A 17,088-nucleotide genomic window follows, 5' to 3' on the forward strand; every position below is an offset into this window, starting at 1 on the left:
TTTCTTGTCTCTTTGCTGCTCAGTTATCTCTCATATTCATCTCTCGTCTTTCTGTTATCTCTCGTATTAGTGACGAATGAGAGATGAGAGATGCGTAAGCAATGGACGAGCGTGGATTTTTGGACAGTCGGAAAATCCCTCAAAAAAAACGGGGCCGGCCTTACGCCGAGCCCCGTTTTCAAACGGTCAGTTAGCTATCCAACGCGCGAGCATAGGAGTTAACATTACGCCGCCGCGAACACTCCCAAGCCCGTTCCGATGATGCAGATTGCAAAGATGCCCAAGATGATCCAAATGGTCTTGACGCCCTTTTTGTACAGGGCGACGCAGGCAAAGGTTGCCAGCAAGGGCAGCAGACCGGGGAAGATCGAATCGAACAGATCCTGCAGGACAATCTCCGAACCGCCCACGTCAAAGGTCAAAGCAGTGGACAGTGAGACCTGTGCCGCAATCATGGCGCCGATAACGGTCATTCCGAGGACACCGGCAGCATGCGTCATGCGAGACATAAGGTTGTTCTCTTCGGACTGCTGCAAAAACTTGGTTCCCAGGTCGTATCCCAGATGGGCTGCGACGATACGCGTTGCAAAGTTAATCACGGAGTAAATGAGCGCGTACACGATGGGGCCGAGCGGGTTGCCCGTCGAAGCGATACCAATACCAATGCCGGCAGCGACCACGCGGAACGTACCCCAGTAGAACGAATCGCCAATGCCGGAAAGCGGTCCCATGAGACCGACCTTCATGGCGTTAATCGAGGACGTGTCGAAGTTCTTATCGGCAGCCGCCTGCTCTTCCATCGAAACCGTTAGGCCGGCTACAAACGGAAGCACATGAGGCGTGATGTTAAAGAACTCAGTATGGCGATCGAGCGCCGCATAGTAATCGTCGTCGTTGGGATAGATCTTTCGCAAGGGCTTCTGAATGGTGTACATGAAGCCCATTGCCATCATCTTGTCGTACGACTGCGAGCACTGGCTCGTAAACTGGCGAAGGAACATGCTCCGATACATATCGGGAGTCATAATCGCATCCTTCTTGGCCTCTTTGAGGTCGGTGTTCTGGGTAGCCATTAGAAGTCCTCCTCTTCATCTGCAGCAACCGCCTGCGGACCGGACGAGCCCTCGCGGAAGGCCAGGAGCAGCGCGACGCAAATGGCAGCTGCGGCGACGCCGACCACGTCCATCTTGAGGTAAATGACCATAATGAAGCCGATGAACAGCCAAGGAAGAAGCTTGTTGTCGCCCATGGTCCTAATAAGAAGAGCGAAGCCGATGCAGACCATTACGCCGGACGCAACGTTGAGGCCGTCCATCACAAACTGCGGAATCGCGCTGAGCGCATTGTTGATGAGGTCGGCACCAAAGAACAGCGAGCCAAACACCAGCAGTGCAGACGGAATGCCAATCGACAGCGGCACGATGGTCAGATGGTACAGATTCGCCTTGGCAAGATCGCGATTTGCCAGAGCGGTCTCAATCTTCTTACAGGCAAAGGCGCCCGGAACGGCGTAGCAGAAGTTGCGCCACACCTGAAGGAAGACGGAGACGGGAAGGGCGAGCGCGACGGCAGTTGCCGTGCCCGTACCCGTAATGACGGCAAACGCGCAGCCAAGCACGCCGGAGGCATAGACCTCGGGAGGAACCGCCGCGCCGACCATGATGGCGCCCATGAACATGGACTCCAAAGCAGCGCCGACGATAACGCCCTGCTGGACATCGCCAAGAATCAAGCCGACAAACAGGCTCGTAAACAGCGGACGACCAAGCATCGTAATGCCAAATAATTGCTCGTCCATGGACGCAATAAATGCGACCAGTGCAATTAGAAGATACTGGACAACCATTTAGATCAACCCCAGAAACAGGTCTGCAGGCGAGGCATTCTGCGCAGCTCGCCTGCAGACAACCACAGCAATTTGAGAGGATTAGTAGTTCATCTGGTGATAGTAACGACGCGTGGTGAGCGGGTGGTTACGGACGTGCTCGAGATGGCAGCTCAGACGCTCGGTGATGGTGTAGGTGACCATCGGGGAGACGATCTTGCGGAACTCAGGGTCGCTGAACGGCAGCTCGACCTCGGCGGTGTCAAACTTGTTCACGCGGACGTTAACGCCCTTCTCGTCGGCGAGCATGTGGGTGAAGTTGTCCACGCGGTCCATGAGCTTACGGGTGTCGTCCTCGCCGTAGAGCATGATGAGGCTCGTGCCCTCCTCGCACAGCTCGATGGTGCCGTGGAAGAACTCGGCGGCGTGGATGGACTTGGTCTTGATCCACTGCATCTCCTCGAGGATGCACATAGCGTAGTCGTAGGCCTCACCCCAGAGCATGCCGGAGCCGATCACCATGTGGTAGTCGGTGTCCTTGAAGTCCTCGGCCATGGCGGCGCAGCGCTCGTCCTGAGCGTCCTTGGCCTTGATGAGGTACGGAGCGATGTTGCCGAACTCCTCCATGAAGGTGTCGTACTTGGGGAAGGCGCCGGCGTTCTTGAGGAAGCGGGCGACCAGCGTGATCTGGTAGGTGTAGATGGCCTCGCACAGAACGTCGTCCTCGGCGAAGCTGAAGAACTTGTAATCGGCGTACTCAGTGGCCGGGGTGTTGTCGTTGGAGACATACATCAGCGTGCGGGCGCCCTGCTCCTGGCAGAACTTGGCGGCCTCGATGATCTCGGGGGTGGTGCCGGTACGGGTGGAGAAGACGCAGACCGAGTCCTTGTTGAAGGTCTTGGGCGGGCATGCGAGGAACTCAGCGGCAATCTCGCAGTGGACGTCGACGTCGGCCGTGGTGGTCTCGACCCAATACTTCATCGGGAGCGTGTGGGCCCAGGTGCCGCCGCAGCCGATGAAGAAGATGTTGGAATAACCCTGCTCGCAGACCTTGTCCACGGCAGCCTCAATCTGAGGACGGAGAGCGAGGGCATCGCTCACAACCTTCTCGTAACGAGGCTCATCGAAATTGAACATCCCTTACTCCTAACTCACTTGGATGAACCCTTCATTCATCCCATGACGTTATAATACTTTATATAACTAACTATGCAAGAACTATTTCAGATTTTTTTGATTTTTCTTTAATAAAAAGCCCGCCGATTAAATGATCGACGGGCTTAAGAAAGGAGGACCTAGTTAATAAATGCTAGACAATGGCATGTTTCCAGCTAGAAAACGTCCTTGGCAAATACCTTTGAGTCATTGGGGACCTGACGGATTTCGATAACCACGCCATCATTGACAAGCTCTTGGATATGCTCGGCATCGGTTTCGGTCGCAAAGATCGCGGGAGTCGGATGAAGCGTGGTCTCGGGAGACTTTCGAGTTCCGCCCAAATTGATCTCTTTGATGTCTTTGCAACCCTTAGCAAGGCGATAGGCATCCTCGATCGTCTCGACAATGATAAACAGCGAATACTTGTCGGTGACGCCGCTGTTGAGCGCCTCGATGGCCGCGTTTACGTCTTTTATGACGAGCTTCACGCCGTTGGGACGAGCTAGCCTCAAAGCGGCTTTTCTCATGTCGTCCTTTGCCACGGCATCGCTGGCACACAGGATGCAATCGACATCCAGCGCATGTGTCCAAGACATGGCGACCTGGCCGTGAATCAATCGGTAATCGACCCTCGTAAGCTTAATCATCGTAATCATCTCCGCGCGTAATAAAGGTAATGACAGGGTTGAATTATTCGTTGAAGCTTGAGCTAGAACTCTTCTTCTTCGACATCGGCGAGCATATCCGCCGCCTCACAAAGCTGGATAAACGAACGCGATCCCTCGACCGCGGCTTTGGCCTTGTCCGCATCCAGGAAGTCCAGCTGTGTAACCATTTCCACCAGCAGCGGCAAGTTCATTCCGGCGATCAACGTAAACGATCCGGCGGCCTGCCTCTGGATGAACTCGTTGTTTACGGAACCGCCAAAGATGTCAGTTACGACAAACCACGTGTCGGCCGGATCCTTCGACTCCATCCAAGCATCGATAAGCGCTGCGACATCCCTCGTGTCGTCATCGACATAGGCGCACAGACACTCGATTCGGTCGTTGGCGCCCATCAGAATCTCCAGAGAGCTCTTCATACCTTGGGCGAGATAGCCATGACTCGCTAGCAAAATCTTATTCATAGTTCTCCAATATCAATAAGACGTACTATATTGTCATAACAAAGTATATTAGCAATCTTCCCGGCGCGGAGTGTCAATTTTCTAATTCCGCGAACGGTAACAATCAGTCGGTAAATCGACGGATTTATTTACAGATAGAACTTCAGACGCTCAGTGCAATACACCTGACGGGAGATGAAGAGCGGCTCGCCGCCCGGAGCATAACGTCTATCGACAAACAAGAGCAGCGAGGAGTCCAGCTCCACGTTAAGATATGCCGCCTCGAGCTCGCTCGCGTAGCAGACCTCGAGCGTACGCGTGTTGGGCCCCATCTTAATCCCATGGCGATCGAGCACCGCCATAAGCGAATCCTCGAGGGACTCATGCTCCAGGAATGAAAGTGTGTCGGAATAGCAATTGGTTTCCAGCATCGTGGGCTTGCCATCCACAAGGCGCAGACGGCGACTGCGCAATACCTTTTGAGTGTCGTCAACACCCAGGAACTTTGCGTCTCGCAGGCTTGGAAAATCCCAGCCCATTTCGAGCACCCTGGTAGATGCCTGTTTTCCCGCAAGCTGGCACGAATGGGTAAAGCTCTCACGGTCGTCCGCGGCATACATCTGTGTGTCCGACGAAACGAACGTGCCCTTGCCGCGGGCCCTCTCAACAAGCCCAGCATCTTCCATTTCCTTGATTGCCGAGCGCACAGTAATTCGGCTCACGCCAAATTGCTCAATGAGTTCCGTCTCAGTAGGGAGCTTATCTCCCGGGCGGTACGTGCCGTTGGCAATCAAATCAGAAAGTGCGCGAACGATCTGCTTGTACAGGGGAATAACGCTATTTGCTTCAACCATATCAACCATACCTTTGCAAGGAATCGGCAGTTTATAGATAGATAACTTATATTGTATTAGAACTTTTAAGCGTTCCATACTATTTCCAGCATGTTTCGGCCATCGGGGGTTATTTCATTTAAACGGGGATAGCGCCCGCTCGCGACATGTGCCGCCGAACCGACGTCGATGTCCCGGCTGGCAGTTGTCAGTTCGCCGCAGAGCCGCGGCCCCATATGGGTATACTCTCGAGGATTCGACTCGATTCGCCCCCGCTGGGGCGTCAAAGGAGGCTGCATATGCCCACCACCTCAACCGACCCGCGCGCCGCTGCCGCCGCACTGCTGGTGCCTGGCACCACCTGCCACGGCTTTGCCGTCGAGCGCTGCGAGACCGTCCCCGAGCTCGACTCGGACGCTTACGTGCTGCGCCACACCGCCTCGGGCGCTCGTCTGCTGTACCTGGCGTGCAACGACGAAAACAAGGCCTTTGCCATTGGCTTTAAGACGCCGCCGGCCGATTCCACCGGCGTGTTCCATATTCTTGAGCACTCGGTGCTGTGCGGATCGGCCAAGTTCCCCGTCAAGGAGCCGTTTGTCGATCTGATCAAGAGCTCCATGCAGACGTTCCTCAACGCCATGACCTACCCCGACAAGACCATCTACCCCGTTGCCACCACCAACGAGCAGGATTTGTACAACCTGATGGACGTGTACCTGGACGCGGTGTTCAACCCGGCCATCTATACCAAACCCACCATTTTTGAGCAGGAGGGCTGGCACTACGAGCTGGACCTGCCGGAGGGCGCCGAAGGCGAGGGCGACGCCGCGAGCCTGCGCGAGGGCACGCTGCGCTATAACGGCGTGGTGTTCAACGAGATGAAGGGCGCGCTGTCCGACCCCATGAGCGTGCTGGACGACGCCGTCAACGCCGCGCTCTATCCCGACACCGCCTATGCGCACGAGAGCGGCGGCGACCCGCGCGCGATTCCCGCGCTCACCTACGAGCAGTTCCTGGACACGCATGCGCGCCACTACAATCCTTCCAACTCCTACATCACGCTCTACGGCGACCTGGACGTGGACCGCGCACTGGCCTTTTTGGACGAGCGCTATCTGTCGCAGCCGAGCGCCGCGAGCCGCCGCATGGACGCAGCCGTTGCCGCCGGCGAGGACCCGTCCACGCTGGCACCCAATCCGCTGGGCGTGCAGGCGCCCGTGACCTGCGAGTACAAGCGCGTCGAGATGGCCACTACACCCGAGAACGCCCTGGTAGGCCTGGGCCTGGTGCTGGGCAGCGCGCTCGACCGCAAACGCACGATCGCGGCGGATATCCTGTTTGAGGCACTGCTGGGCTCCAACGAAGCGCCGGTTAAGAAAGCCATTCTGTCCGCCGGCCTGGGCGGCAACGTGGTGAGCTACACCGCGGCCGAGAGCCTGCAGCCCTACGAGCTCATCATGCTGCAAAACGCGCAGCCCGGCGTGGCGCGCGAGCTGCGCCGCGTGTTCCAGGGCGCCTGCCGCGACCTATGCAAGCATGGCGTTCCGCGCGAGCGCCTGGAAGCCATCATCAGCAGCAACGAATACGACCTGCGCCAGCGCGACTACGGTATCGCCGACGGCGTGGCCATTGCGTGCGATGCGCTGAGCACCTGGCTCTACGATGACAACGCCGCGACGCTGGCGCTCAAGTACGGCCCGGTGTACGAGGAGCTGCGTGGCGAGCTGGACGGCAACTATTTTGAGGACCTGCTGCGCGAGCTGGTGCTGGAAAACGATCACATGGCGCTGGTCGAGCTGGTGCCGGTGGACGCCGCCGAGGGTTCGGAGGGTGCCGAGGCCGCCGAGCTGGCAGCCAAGCGCGATGCCATGACCGATGCCGAGCTGGCCGACGTGGTCGAGCGCACGGCCGCGCTGCGTGCCGCGCAGGAGGCCGAAGACACGCCCGAGGCCAAGGCCACGCTGCCGCGCCTGCGCGTGTCCGACATTGGCGAGGCGCGCCCCGAGCCGCCGCTGGTCGTGGACACCACTGCGCCCATTCCCTGTCTGCGCCACGGCATCCCCACCAACCGTCTGGCCTACGCCATGCAGTATTTCGACCTGAGCTGCGTCGCGTTTGAGGATCTGCCCTATGTGACGCTGCTCTGCCGCCTGCTCAAGCAGCTGCCCACACGCGAGCATTCGGCCGAGGAGCTCGACAATTTACTTGCCGGCAAGCTGGGCTTTTTGAGCTTTACGACCGAGGTCATGACCCAGCCCGACGTGGACGGCGTGCGCCCCTACTTGCTGGTGAGCGCCGGCGCCCTGTCCGAAAAGATCGACGCGCTGGCGAGCCTGCCGCGCGAGGTGTGGTCGAGCACATTGCTGGCGGACGCCGATGCCGACCGCGTGCGCGACGTGCTCACGCAGATTCGCATTGGGCTTGAGCAGGGCTTTATCAACAACGGCCACTCGGCAGCACTCGGTCGCGCGATGAGTTACAGCTCGCCTTCGGCCGTGGTGCGCGAACAGCTCTCGGGCGTGGACTTCTACCTGTTCTTGCGTGATCTGCTCGAACACTTTGACGAGCGCTTGGATAGCCTGCGCGCCAAGCTTGCCGAGCTGGCGGGCCGCATCTTTGTGGCCGATGGCTGCCTGGCGAGCTTTACCGGCAGCGATGAAGACTTTAACGCGTACTGGGCCGCCGCGGGCGACCTGGGGTTGAGCGCGGACGCTGGCGACGGCGCTGCCGGCCGCGACGCGCTCGTGGTGCCGGTGCCGCGCGACCGCCACGAGGCCTTTGTCATCCCCAGCGACATCTGCTTTGCGGCAAGCGCATGCGACCCGCGCCGTCTGGGCATCGACGTGACGGGCGCCTGGGCGGTTGCCGCCAACGCGCTCTCCTACGATTACCTGTGGAACGAGATCCGCGTAAAGGGCGGCGCGTACGGCTGCGGATTCCGCGCGGCCGGCGAGCGCCAGGCGGCGTTCTACACCTACCGCGACCCGGCAATCGATCCCTCGATTGAGCGCGTGGCGCGCGCAGGCGAATGGCTCGGCAGCTTTGAACCCGACAAGGCCGCCTTTGAGGGCTTTATCGTGAGCTGTGTGAGCGGCATGGACGCGCCGGTGAAGCCCTACGCGCTCACCAAGCGCCGCAACACGACCTACCTGGCCGGGCTCGATCCGCACGCCCGCGAGAAGCGCCGCGCCCAGATGCTCGCCGCCACGCCCAGTGAGCTGCGCTCGCTCGGCGCCGACGTGACGCGCATCGCAGCCGAATCGCCCACCTGCGTCTTTGGCGGCCGCGAAGTCATCGCCAAGAGCAACGCCGGCTTTAACGTAGTCGACCTGATGGGCTAACGCACCAAGGTAGATTTTTGGGACATGTCTGAAAATCTACCTTTTTTCTGCGGTTTGAGCGGGGCGGCGCAGCCCACCGCGGCGGTTTGTCTCAATCTGTAACATCTAGGTCCAATTTTGCCGAGTTACTGTTACAGATTGAGACAAACCGCCGCAGACGCCCACTCCACAGCACAGACCACCACAAAGGTGCCTGTCTCCTTCCTCAGTTGTGATTCGAACACTTGTTCTATACGCACACATGTTCTATAGTAGAGGTGCTTGCATCAAACTGAAATTGCAACTAGAATATAGTTGCAGAATGTGAGGCGGGATGACTCGATCCGATAAACTCATCGCCCAGCTGCTTAGCTGTCCTTCAACGTATAGATTCGCTGACTTTCTTAAAGTTATAGCTTCATATGGCTTTGAAATGGACAGCAAAGGCAAGACATCCGGATCGCGCGTTCGCTTCTACAGGCCATCAGATGGCAGGATGTTCGTAATGCACACGCCTCATCCATCTGACGAATTGACAGCGGGGACCATTCGAAACATCGTTCGCTTTCTGCAAGATGTCGGAGGTAGTCATGAGTAACGTTTTGGCATATAAGGGTTATTTCGCCCCGGTCGAGTTCGATGCCGAACAGCATGTGCTAACAGGTATGGTCGCCGGCATTAGGGACGCAATCGTATTTGAAGGCTCCACGGCTGAAGAAGTGGAGCAATGCTTCCACGACGCCGTCGACGATTACCTTGAGTTTTGCGCCGAGAAGGGCAAGGAACCCGAGCGGGCTTTTAAGGGCTCGTTCAACGTAAGAACGGGCTCTGAGCTCCACAAGCAAGCAGCACTGGCGGCGGCAAAGAAGGGTGAGTCACTCAATAAGTTTGTGACTGAAGCGATCGCTGCGGCGCTGTGAAGCCAACGTCGAGTCGAAGCCGCCACAAAGGGCGCCTTTGCGGCGGCTTCGACGTTTGCCCAGATAAAACCTGCCAAAATAAACCTGTCCCTTTTTGGTAGGTTTGGGAGAGGGAGCTGGGATGGATAAGGCTGAGTTGCGACGGGCGGTGATTTCCCGGCGCGATGCTCTTGATTTGGATGTGCGTGCGGCAAAGTCCGCCGTTATCTGTACGCGGCTGGTTGAGCTGTTGGATCGCTCGGATGCCGCGGTGCCGCACACCGTTGCCATCTATGCCGCGATGGGTTCCGAGGTCAACCCTGCCGCGTTTGCCGCTGCGGTCGCCGCGCGCGGCTGGCGCGTGGCCTATCCGTGCATGCTCTCGGCAATTGATGCCGCAGCTTGTGGCCAGCGCATGTGTATGCGAGCAGTTGCCGCCGACGATGCGTTCGCGGCTCCGTTTATCGCCCACCCCGCGCGGGCCTTCGCGGCCACGGACATCGACAGCGGCCGCTTCCCCATCGTGCCTGCCGAAGCACTCGACATGATTGTTGTGCCGCTCGTGGCCTTCGATCAAACCGGCGCGCGTCTGGGCTACGGCGGCGGTTGCTACGACCGCTACCTGCCCATGCTCTCACCCGCATGCCAAATCATCGGCATCGCCTTTGACGAACAACGCATCAACCACGTCCCCACCGATGCCCACGACCTGCCGCTGCCCGACATCATCAGCGCCTAATCGCCGCCACATCAGCCACGGCTACAGCAGTACCATCGCAGTCTAGTGCTCCTCGCCGGCGCGGGCCAGGTCGTAGGGCGTGGTCTGGTAGACGTAGTAGTTGAGCCAGTTGGTGTAAAACAGCTGAGCCTGGCTGCGCCAGACGTTGCGCGGCTCGGTCGTGGGGTCGTCGTTCGGGAAGTAATGCGCCGGCACTTGAGGGTTGAGCCCGCGCTTCACATCGCGCTCGTACTCCAGGCGCAGCGTGTCGGTATCGTACTCGGGGTGGCCAAATACAAAGAAGCGGCGACTGTCGGTCGACTTGACGATGTACAGGCCCACCTCGTCGGACACGGCCACGACCTCAAGCTGCGGCTCGGCCTCCACGTCCTCGCGGCGCACATCGGTGTTGCGCGAATGCACGGCATAGAAACGGTCGTCAAAACCGCGGACCAGCGGGCTCTGCGGCTTCACCAGATAATGCTCAAAGACGCCGCTCGCCTTTGCCGGCAGGTCGTACTTCTGAATACCGTAATGATGGTACAGACCGGCCTGTGCGCCCCAACAAATGTGCAGCGTAGAGTGCACGTGTGTGGTGGACCAGTCCATGATCTGGCAGAGCTCGGGCCAGTAGTCGACCTCTTCGAACGGCATCTGCTCCACCGGCGCGCCCGTGATGATCAGGCCGTCGTAGTGGATGTCGCGGATGTCGTCGAACGTGCGGTAGAACGTCTCCAGGTGGCCGGCGCTCACGTGCGTGGCCTCGTGCGTCTTGGTGCGCAGCAGGTCCACCTCCACCTGCAGCGGCGTGTTGGAGAGCTTGCGCATGATCTGCGTCTCGGTGGCGATTTTGGTGGGCATGAGGTTGAGGATGAGCACGCGCAGCGGACGGATGTCCTGGTGCAGCGCACGGTACTCGGTCATGACAAAGATGTTCTCGCTCTCGAGCTGCGCGGCGGCAGGGAGGGCGTCGGGGATGCGAATGGGCATGGATGCTCCTTACGAGTCAGTTGCAGCTATGGTACAACGAGCAACCCCATCCGCGCGAGCACATCGCCCAGCGGTAGATTTTCGGGTAGGTCCCAAAAATCTACCCTCCAACGCCGCAAAAGTAGAAATTAAGGCATGTCCCAAAAATCTACGGCACTTTAGTCTAGCAAAGTGACGCCAGGACGCTACAATGGTTCGACGCGAAAAACTCGGCCGGAAGGATACGTATATGTACCAGACGCGTAAGATCGGTGTGGTCGGCCAGGGCCACGTAGGAGCACATGTCGCCAACAGCCTGCTTATGCAGGGCATTGCCGACGAGCTGTACCTGTGCGATATCAACGAGGCCAAGGTGACGTCCGAGGTCCAGGACCTGCGCGACTCCCTTTCGTTTGTCCCGTACAACACCAAGATCGTCAACTGCTACGACCACTACGAGGAGCTGGCCTGCTGCGACGTCATCGTCAATGCCGCCGGCAAGGTCGCGCTGGCCGCTGGCAGCCGCGACGGCGAGCTGTTCTTTACCACCGACGCCGCGCGCACCTTTGCCAAGCGCATCGTCGACGCCGGCTTTGACGGCATCTTCGTGAGCATCTCCAACCCCTGCGACGTCGTGTGCACCGAGCTGTGGCACCTGACCGGCTACGATCCCAAGAAGATCATCGGCTCGGGCTGCGGCCTGGATTCCGCCCGCCTGCGCACCGAGATCTCCAAGAAGATCGGCGTGAGCCCCAAGTCCATCGACGCCTACATGATCGGCGAGCACGGCTTTAGCCAGCTTGCCGCCTTTAAGGCCGCAACCATCGCCGGCAAGAGCCTCACCGAGCTTCAGGCCGAAAACCCCGACAAGTACGCCTTCGACCACATGGAGATCGAGGAGCTCGCGCGCAAGGGCGGCTATGTGACCTACGCCGGCAAGCAGTGCACCGAGTACGCCGTCGCCAACTCCGCCGCGCGCGTCTGCGCCGCCGTTCTGCACAACGAGCACGCCGTGCTTTCGGCCTCTACGCTTATGACCGGCCAGTATGGCGAGGAAGGCATCTTTACCTCCCTGCCGTGCGTGATCGGTGCCGAGGGCGTCGAGGAGGTCTACACGCTCGACCTTTCCGAGCACGAGCTCGAAGGCTTCCACAAGAGCTGCCAGCACATCCGTGACAACATTGCCCAGCTCGACTGGTGGGATGCCGAGGCCTACGACGCCAAGTAGGTCGTCGGTTGACGCGATACCCCCCACGCATGGACGCAATGCAGAGCGGGCCGCGCCGGAAATCCCCGGTGCGGCCCGCTATTTACGCACGCTGTTCGCTTGCGAATCGAAGGTGAATACTTTTCCCGGTACCTAATACTGCTCGACACCCATATAGCGACGAACCTCGGGGCTGTGGTCGAACACCTTGCCGCGGGCGGCGCGCAGCTCGCAGCTCATCGCGTAGAAGAAGATCGGCTCCAGGAACGAACGCACGCTGGCCGGCACCTCGCCCACGCCGTACTCGAGCGCATCGAGCACCATGACCGTATCGGTATGCGTGTTGAGGAATGCGAGCGCGCGCTCCTCCATGGGACGGCACTCGCCCGATCCGAGCTGCACAAAGTAGAACACGCCGGGCTCGGTGGCCTCGAAGGGGCCGTGGAAGTACTCGCCGGAGTGGATGTAGCAGCAGTGCTGCCACTGCATCTCCATGAGCGAGCAGATGGCCATAGCGTAGGTCTGGCTAAAGTTGGGGCCGGAGCCCAGGATGTAGAAGAACTTGTGCTGCTGGCAGAGCTCGGCAAAGCGGTCGCCCAGCTCCGCGTTGACCTTCTCGCGGGCGGCGGGCAGCAGCGCGTCCATCTGCTTAAGGCCGGCATACATGTCGGCGAGCGCCTCGTAGCCTTCCTGCTGATCGAGCAGCTCGGCAGCCATCAGAACGCCGATGCCCTGCGGGACCTCGGCCTGCGACTCGCCCTTGCCCCACGGATAGACCCAGGTGGTCCACTTGCCGTTGTCGATCTTGGAACCCGCATAGTCGGTCATAGCCACGACCTCGGCACCGGCAGCCAGCGCCATCTCGCAACCGTCGACGACCTCCTGCGTGTTGCCGCTGTGGCTGCAGGCGACGACGAGCGACTTCGGCCCCAGGCTCTTGGGGGCCATCAGGCAAAACTCGCGCGCGGTGTAGACCGTCGAGGCAAACGTGGTGGCCTCGCGCTTGAGCAGCTCGTTGGCCGGCATCAGGTCGATCATCGAACCGCCACAGGCGATCCAAAAGACGTTCTCGATCTTACCTTTGCGCTCGATAATTTCCTGAATCAGATCGTGTGCGTTCACCGTGACGCTCCTCCTTGTGTGGCGGCTTTGAACGACGACAGCTCGTACCTGCGATCGTTCTATGTTGTCCTATTTATAGCATGCGAGCTGTCACAGGTGAAGTCGTTTCAGCAAATTTGTTCTATGTTGTTCTGTCTATGGGCGTTAGATGTCAAACAAGTAGCGCGAGCCCACGATCTTTTGACGCCCGAGCAGCAGGGGCAGCCCGTCCGCATCGGTAAAGTAAGCCTCCATATAGAAGAGCGGCTCGCCGACCGGCACCTCCAGCAGCGGGGCCGCCTGAGCATCGGCAAGCGCAATCTCCACGGTGCAGGGGTCGGACTTGAGCGGTGCGCGGCCCGAATGCTCGGCAACGAGCGCAAAGATCGAGTTATCGGCAAGGCCCTCGTCGGCAAGCGTCTGCAGGTAGGGATGATCGGCCAGCACAAAGGCGTTGTTCTCGAGCATGACGGGCACGCCATCTGCCGTGCGCACGCGCTCGACCACGATAAGCTCGCAGCCGGGCTCCACGCCAAAAAAAGCCGCGTCCTCGCGCGTCGCCGCGACCACCGTGCGCGACACCAAGCGTGCTCCGGCCACCATGTCGTTGGCGGCACAGCCCTCAGTAAAGCTCTGGACATCGCCTTTCTGGCGAATCTTGCGTTTGAGCTTGGGAGCGCACACAAAGGTGCCCCTCCCCTGTTGACGGTTGAGATACCCCGCACGCGACAGCTCCTCGATGGCGCGACGCACGGTGATGCGCCCCACGCCGTAGGACTTCGCAAGCTCCATCTCGGAAGGAATGCGCGAGCCGGGCGCGTACACGCCGCGCGCGATTTCGCCCTTTAGGTCGTCCATGACCTGCTGGTACAGCGGCACGGCGGACACGTCGGCACGCTCGGTTTTATCGTCAGTTGCCATCGTTACGCTCCATCTCGCGCATGCTCGGACTCAAACTCTTCAATCGCCGCCATAAACTGCTCGCCAAAGGCGTCGGCCTTTTTCTCGCCGATGCCGTTGACCTGGATAAGCTCGTCGCGCGTCTGCGGGCGCAGGCGACACAGACCGCGCAGGGCCTTGTCGGAAAAGACCATGTACGGCGCCATCTCCAGCTCGGTCGAGATTTCCTTGCGCAGGGCACGCAGGCGCTCGAATAGCTCGGCATCGTCGCCCACGCGCGGGCGCTGATCCAGCTCGGCCTCCTCGCGCAGCAGATCCACCGCACGGCGAACGCGGGCCGAGGCCTTGCGCTTGGACGCACGGCGCTTAACGGTAAAGGCAAACGCCTCCTCTTCGACCTCGCCGGCACGCGGACCCAGGCCCACGACCGGGTACTGCCCCTGCGAGGCGGCCAAATAACCGCGGCCGCACAACTGGCCGATGATGTCCTTGATGCGCCCGACCGATTCGCTCGACAGTTCACCGTAGCCACGGCCCTCGTCCAGATGCATCTGGCGAATGCGCTCGGTGTTGCCGCCGTGGAGCACGTCGGCGATGAGCGACTTGCCAAAGCGCATGGGACGCGCGGCCACATAACGCACAGCGGCGCGGGCCATATCGGTGACGTCCTCGACCTCGAACTGCGTAAGGCAGTTGCTGCAGTTGCCGCAGCCCTCGGCGTCATCCGAGGCGGTGCCGACTACGGCCGCATGCTCGGCCGCGGCCTCGTCGCCAAAGTAGCGCAGCATGTATTCGCGCAGGCAGCCGGTGGTATTGCAGTAGCCTTCCATCTGGCTGAGCAGGCGATATCGATTCTGGAGCGCCCACGCGCGCTGCTCATCGTCGAGCGCCTCGTCGGCCGCATCGCCGCGGTCGATCAAAAAGCGGCGCATGCGAAAATCGTTGCCGTTCCACAGCAAGTAGCAGCTGGCCGGATCGCCATCGCGGCCGGCACGACCCGCCTCCTGATAGTAGGCCTCGATGCTCTCGGGCACGTTGTTATGGATGACGTAGCGCACGTTGGGCTTGTCAATGCCCATGCCAAAGGCGTTGGTGGCGACCATCACCTGAATATCGTCGTCGATAAAGGCGCGCTGGCTTTGGCGACGGGCGTCGTTGCCCATGCCGGCATGGTAGCGACCAACGCGAATGCCGCTGGGGCTCAGCGCCTCGGCAAGCTCGCTCGCGAGCGCATCGACGGTCTTGCGGGTCGAGCAATACACGATACCGCTCTCGCTCGAATGCGCGATCACATAGTCGCGCACCCAGGCGGCCTTAGCCTTGTCGCCCATCTCCTCGCAGCCAAAGTAGAGGTTCTTGCGATCGAAGCCCGTCACGACCGTGGCCGGGTCGCGCAGGCCGAGCATCTGCTGAATGTCCGCGCGCACGCGCTCGGTCGCCGTAGCGGTAAAGGCCGCCACGATGGGGCGCTGCGGCAGGGAATCGATGAACTCGCGAATCTGCAGGTAGGCGGGGCGGAAATCCTGGCCCCATTGGCTTACGCAGTGGGCCTCGTCAATGGCCACGAGCGGCACGCCGATGCCGCCGTCCGCCGCGGCCTCCTGCGCAAAGGCTAAAAAGCGCGGCTCGAGCAGGCGCTCGGGCGCCACGTACATAAGCTGGTAGCGACCCTCGCGCGCCCGCTTGAGCACGGTGTTTTGCTGGGCCGGAGTAAGGCTGGAGTTGAGATAGCTGGGGCGCGCACCCGCCGCGAGCAGCGCGCGGGTCTGGTCCTCCATAAGCGATAGCAGCGGGCTCACCACAAAGGTGATGCCAGGCAGCATGAGCGCGGGCACCTGGTAGCAAATGGACTTGCCGGCGCCCGTGGGCATAACGCCCAGCGCATCGCGACCGGCAAGGATCGCATCGACCATGCGGTCCTGCCCCGGGCGAAACGAGGTGTAGCCAAAATAGGCGCCGAGCGTGTCGAGCGCCATCTGCTGCATGCTATCGGTCATGGTTTCCTAACGTCCAAGTCATCTGCCGCCGATTATACGCCGCCACAAGGACAAGCGCCGAGCAGCAGGTGGTCATTGGGGACGCGGCGTCGAAGCGTTACGCGGTTTGGCAAAACCGCATAGCCTATATGACCATGACGTAGCGGCTACCGATGTAGTACTGCTTGCCCATCAGGACCGGCTCGCCGTTGGGACCGATAAAGCCGGCACGCAGATTAAGCAGCGGATCGTGTGGGGCAATGCCCAGCTCGGCCGCCTGCTCGACGCTGGCGCGAACGGCCTCAACCGTGCGATAGCCAACCGAGACGATCGGCGTTCCGCCCACGCGCTCGACCTCGGCAAAAATCGATTTGTTCTCAAGATCGGCCGTCAACAGCTCGCGGTACTGGTCGAACGGCACAAAGATGTTCTCCTCAAAGATGGGCTCACCGTCGGCCGTGCGCACGCGCTTAATGTGCAGCAGTAGCGCGTCCTTCGGCAGGCCAAAGAATTCCATCTCGTTTTGACGCGCCGGAACAATCTGACGATCGACTACGCGCGCACCGGCCTTCATGCCATTATCGGCACACAGCGCGGTAAACGTCTGCAGCGTCGAGGCACGGAACTGACGATTGATGTGCGGCGTGGCCACAAACGTACCGCGGCCCTGCTGCTTAACCAGATATCCGTCGGAGCACAGCTCCCCAACAGCACGGCGCACCGTGATGCGGCTCACCTCGTACTGCTCGGCAAGCTCAAGCTCGGATGGAATGCGCTCCTTGGACGTATAGACACCCTTTTCGATCGCATCTTTGATTTCATCGTAAATCTGCTGGTAAAGCGGTGCATTTTTAGGTGCAGACATATCTGATCACTCTTATCAAAATATCGAAATGTCGAATACGTATATAACGTCTGTTCCCATGATACCCCAATGATAAAACGGTACACCGAACCTACCAAAAGGGACAGGTTTTTGGTGCCTTTACCTTGATTGTCATTTTCATTGCAACAGCCTCAGGACTCAGCGCAACGCGTTGCGCTGAGTCCTGAGGCGCGAATCCGGGTAGGCAA

The 17,088-nt window shown here is 60.0% G+C and carries 16 protein-coding genes; 5 read left to right on the forward strand and 11 right to left on the reverse strand.

Features of this window, described 5'->3' with window-relative positions:
* Positions 1-224: 224 nt before the first annotated feature.
* The 6 genes from FGQ67_RS01875 to FGQ67_RS01900 form a co-directional block, all read right to left on the reverse strand.
* Entirely contained in the window at positions 225-1,073 is an 849-nt protein-coding gene (locus FGQ67_RS01875) for a PTS system mannose/fructose/sorbose family transporter subunit IID (protein WP_138339748.1), read from the reverse strand.
* Positions 1,073-1,846, reverse strand: a complete 774-nt coding sequence (locus FGQ67_RS01880) for a PTS mannose/fructose/sorbose/N-acetylgalactosamine transporter subunit IIC (RefSeq protein WP_138339749.1) — start codon at positions 1,844-1,846, stop codon at positions 1,073-1,075. Before FGQ67_RS01880 ends, FGQ67_RS01875 begins: the two co-directional genes overlap by 1 nt.
* Positions 1,847-1,927: 81 nt before the next feature.
* Entirely contained in the window at positions 1,928-2,962 is a 1,035-nt protein-coding gene (locus tag FGQ67_RS01885; protein WP_117629022.1) for an SIS domain-containing protein, read from the reverse strand.
* Positions 2,963-3,156: 194 nt separating this feature from the next.
* Positions 3,157-3,630 carry a PTS sugar transporter subunit IIB gene (locus FGQ67_RS01890; RefSeq protein WP_138339750.1) on the reverse strand — a complete coding sequence of 158 codons (474 nt, stop codon included), beginning with the start codon at positions 3,628-3,630 and terminating at the stop codon, positions 3,157-3,159.
* 62 nt (positions 3,631-3,692) lie between these two features.
* Positions 3,693-4,112 carry a PTS sugar transporter subunit IIA gene (locus tag FGQ67_RS01895; RefSeq protein ID WP_138339751.1) on the reverse strand — a complete coding sequence of 140 codons (420 nt, stop codon included), beginning with the start codon at positions 4,110-4,112 and terminating at the stop codon, positions 3,693-3,695.
* A 128-nt stretch (positions 4,113-4,240) separates the two neighbouring features.
* The gene (locus tag FGQ67_RS01900; RefSeq protein WP_138339752.1) at positions 4,241-4,945 is read right to left on the reverse strand and encodes a GntR family transcriptional regulator; all 705 of its coding nucleotides are present in this window, start codon (positions 4,943-4,945) and stop codon (positions 4,241-4,243) included.
* A gap of 278 nt (positions 4,946-5,223) precedes the next feature.
* On the opposite strand from FGQ67_RS01900, the gene FGQ67_RS01905 reads away from it, so the two are divergent.
* The 4 genes from FGQ67_RS01905 (at position 5,224) to FGQ67_RS01920 (ending at position 9,882) form a co-directional block, all read left to right on the forward strand.
* Positions 5,224-8,265 carry an insulinase family protein gene (locus tag FGQ67_RS01905; protein ID WP_138339753.1) on the forward strand — a complete coding sequence of 1,014 codons (3,042 nt, stop codon included), beginning with the start codon at positions 5,224-5,226 and terminating at the stop codon, positions 8,263-8,265.
* A gap of 313 nt (positions 8,266-8,578) precedes the next feature.
* A complete protein-coding gene (locus FGQ67_RS10390) occupies positions 8,579-8,842 on the forward strand; it encodes a type II toxin-antitoxin system HicA family toxin (RefSeq protein ID WP_117799308.1) in 264 nt (87 codons plus the stop codon).
* Entirely contained in the window at positions 8,835-9,164 is a 330-nt protein-coding gene (locus tag FGQ67_RS01915; RefSeq protein ID WP_022094981.1) for a type II toxin-antitoxin system HicB family antitoxin, read from the forward strand. Before FGQ67_RS10390 ends, FGQ67_RS01915 begins: the two co-directional genes overlap by 8 nt.
* 121 nt (positions 9,165-9,285) lie before the next feature.
* The gene (locus FGQ67_RS01920) at positions 9,286-9,882 is read left to right on the forward strand and encodes a 5-formyltetrahydrofolate cyclo-ligase (protein ID WP_117743128.1); all 597 of its coding nucleotides are present in this window, start codon (positions 9,286-9,288) and stop codon (positions 9,880-9,882) included.
* A gap of 42 nt (positions 9,883-9,924) precedes the next feature.
* Here FGQ67_RS01920 and metA read toward each other — a convergent pair whose 3' ends face one another.
* Complete coding sequence (metA, locus tag FGQ67_RS01925) at positions 9,925-10,851, reverse strand: homoserine O-acetyltransferase MetA (protein ID WP_138339754.1); 927 nt, start codon at positions 10,849-10,851, stop codon at positions 9,925-9,927.
* Between the two features lie 229 nt (positions 10,852-11,080).
* Between metA and FGQ67_RS01930 the strand changes: the two genes are divergently transcribed.
* On the forward strand, positions 11,081-12,058 hold the full coding sequence (locus FGQ67_RS01930) for an L-lactate dehydrogenase (RefSeq protein WP_118345367.1): 978 nt from the start codon (positions 11,081-11,083) through the stop codon (positions 12,056-12,058).
* 132 nt (positions 12,059-12,190) lie between these two features.
* Here FGQ67_RS01930 and FGQ67_RS01935 read toward each other — a convergent pair whose 3' ends face one another.
* The 4 genes from FGQ67_RS01935 to FGQ67_RS01950 form a co-directional block, all read right to left on the reverse strand.
* Positions 12,191-13,159 (reverse strand): SIS domain-containing protein, encoded by a 969-nt coding sequence (locus FGQ67_RS01935; protein ID WP_117735445.1) that lies wholly within the window; start codon positions 13,157-13,159, stop codon positions 12,191-12,193.
* A gap of 144 nt (positions 13,160-13,303) precedes the next feature.
* Complete coding sequence (locus tag FGQ67_RS01940) at positions 13,304-14,059, reverse strand: GntR family transcriptional regulator (RefSeq protein WP_138339755.1); 756 nt, start codon at positions 14,057-14,059, stop codon at positions 13,304-13,306.
* 2 nt (positions 14,060-14,061) lie between these two features.
* Positions 14,062-16,035 carry a RecQ family ATP-dependent DNA helicase gene (locus FGQ67_RS01945; RefSeq protein ID WP_138339756.1) on the reverse strand — a complete coding sequence of 658 codons (1,974 nt, stop codon included), beginning with the start codon at positions 16,033-16,035 and terminating at the stop codon, positions 14,062-14,064.
* 124 nt (positions 16,036-16,159) lie between these two features.
* On the reverse strand, positions 16,160-16,879 hold the full coding sequence (locus tag FGQ67_RS01950; RefSeq protein ID WP_138339757.1) for a GntR family transcriptional regulator: 720 nt from the start codon (positions 16,877-16,879) through the stop codon (positions 16,160-16,162).
* Positions 16,880-17,088 lie beyond the last annotated feature (209 nt).

This window comes from Collinsella aerofaciens (assembly GCF_005845035.1).
In the GTDB taxonomy this organism is placed as follows: Bacteria; Actinomycetota; Coriobacteriia; order Coriobacteriales; family Coriobacteriaceae; genus Collinsella; species Collinsella aerofaciens_I.

What these genes read in the sequence shown, in the direction of transcription:
- metA (WP_138339754.1), bottom strand. Translation starts at nt 10,851, where the DNA reads ATGCCCATTCGCATCCCCGACGCCCTCCCTGCCGCCGCGCAGCTCGAG.
- FGQ67_RS01895 (WP_138339751.1), bottom strand. Translation starts at nt 4,112, where the DNA reads ATGAATAAGATTTTGCTAGCGAGTCATGGCTATCTCGCCCAAGGTATG.
- FGQ67_RS01885 (WP_117629022.1), bottom strand. Translation starts at nt 2,962, where the DNA reads ATGTTCAATTTCGATGAGCCTCGTTACGAGAAGGTTGTGAGCGATGCC.
- FGQ67_RS01945 (WP_138339756.1), bottom strand. Translation starts at nt 16,035, where the DNA reads ATGACCGATAGCATGCAGCAGATGGCGCTCGACACGCTCGGCGCCTAT.
- FGQ67_RS01890 (WP_138339750.1), bottom strand. Translation starts at nt 3,630, where the DNA reads ATGATTAAGCTTACGAGGGTCGATTACCGATTGATTCACGGCCAGGTC.
- FGQ67_RS01905 (WP_138339753.1), top strand. Translation starts at nt 5,224, where the DNA reads ATGCCCACCACCTCAACCGACCCGCGCGCCGCTGCCGCCGCACTGCTG.
- FGQ67_RS01880 (WP_138339749.1), bottom strand. Translation starts at nt 1,846, where the DNA reads ATGGTTGTCCAGTATCTTCTAATTGCACTGGTCGCATTTATTGCGTCC.
- FGQ67_RS01900 (WP_138339752.1), bottom strand. Translation starts at nt 4,945, where the DNA reads ATGGTTGAAGCAAATAGCGTTATTCCCCTGTACAAGCAGATCGTTCGC.
- FGQ67_RS01940 (WP_138339755.1), bottom strand. Translation starts at nt 14,059, where the DNA reads ATGGCAACTGACGATAAAACCGAGCGTGCCGACGTGTCCGCCGTGCCG.
- FGQ67_RS10390 (WP_117799308.1), top strand. Translation starts at nt 8,579, where the DNA reads ATGACTCGATCCGATAAACTCATCGCCCAGCTGCTTAGCTGTCCTTCA.
- FGQ67_RS01950 (WP_138339757.1), bottom strand. Translation starts at nt 16,879, where the DNA reads ATGTCTGCACCTAAAAATGCACCGCTTTACCAGCAGATTTACGATGAA.
- FGQ67_RS01920 (WP_117743128.1), top strand. Translation starts at nt 9,286, where the DNA reads ATGGATAAGGCTGAGTTGCGACGGGCGGTGATTTCCCGGCGCGATGCT.
- FGQ67_RS01930 (WP_118345367.1), top strand. Translation starts at nt 11,081, where the DNA reads ATGTACCAGACGCGTAAGATCGGTGTGGTCGGCCAGGGCCACGTAGGA.
- FGQ67_RS01875 (WP_138339748.1), bottom strand. Translation starts at nt 1,073, where the DNA reads ATGGCTACCCAGAACACCGACCTCAAAGAGGCCAAGAAGGATGCGATT.
- FGQ67_RS01915 (WP_022094981.1), top strand. Translation starts at nt 8,835, where the DNA reads ATGAGTAACGTTTTGGCATATAAGGGTTATTTCGCCCCGGTCGAGTTC.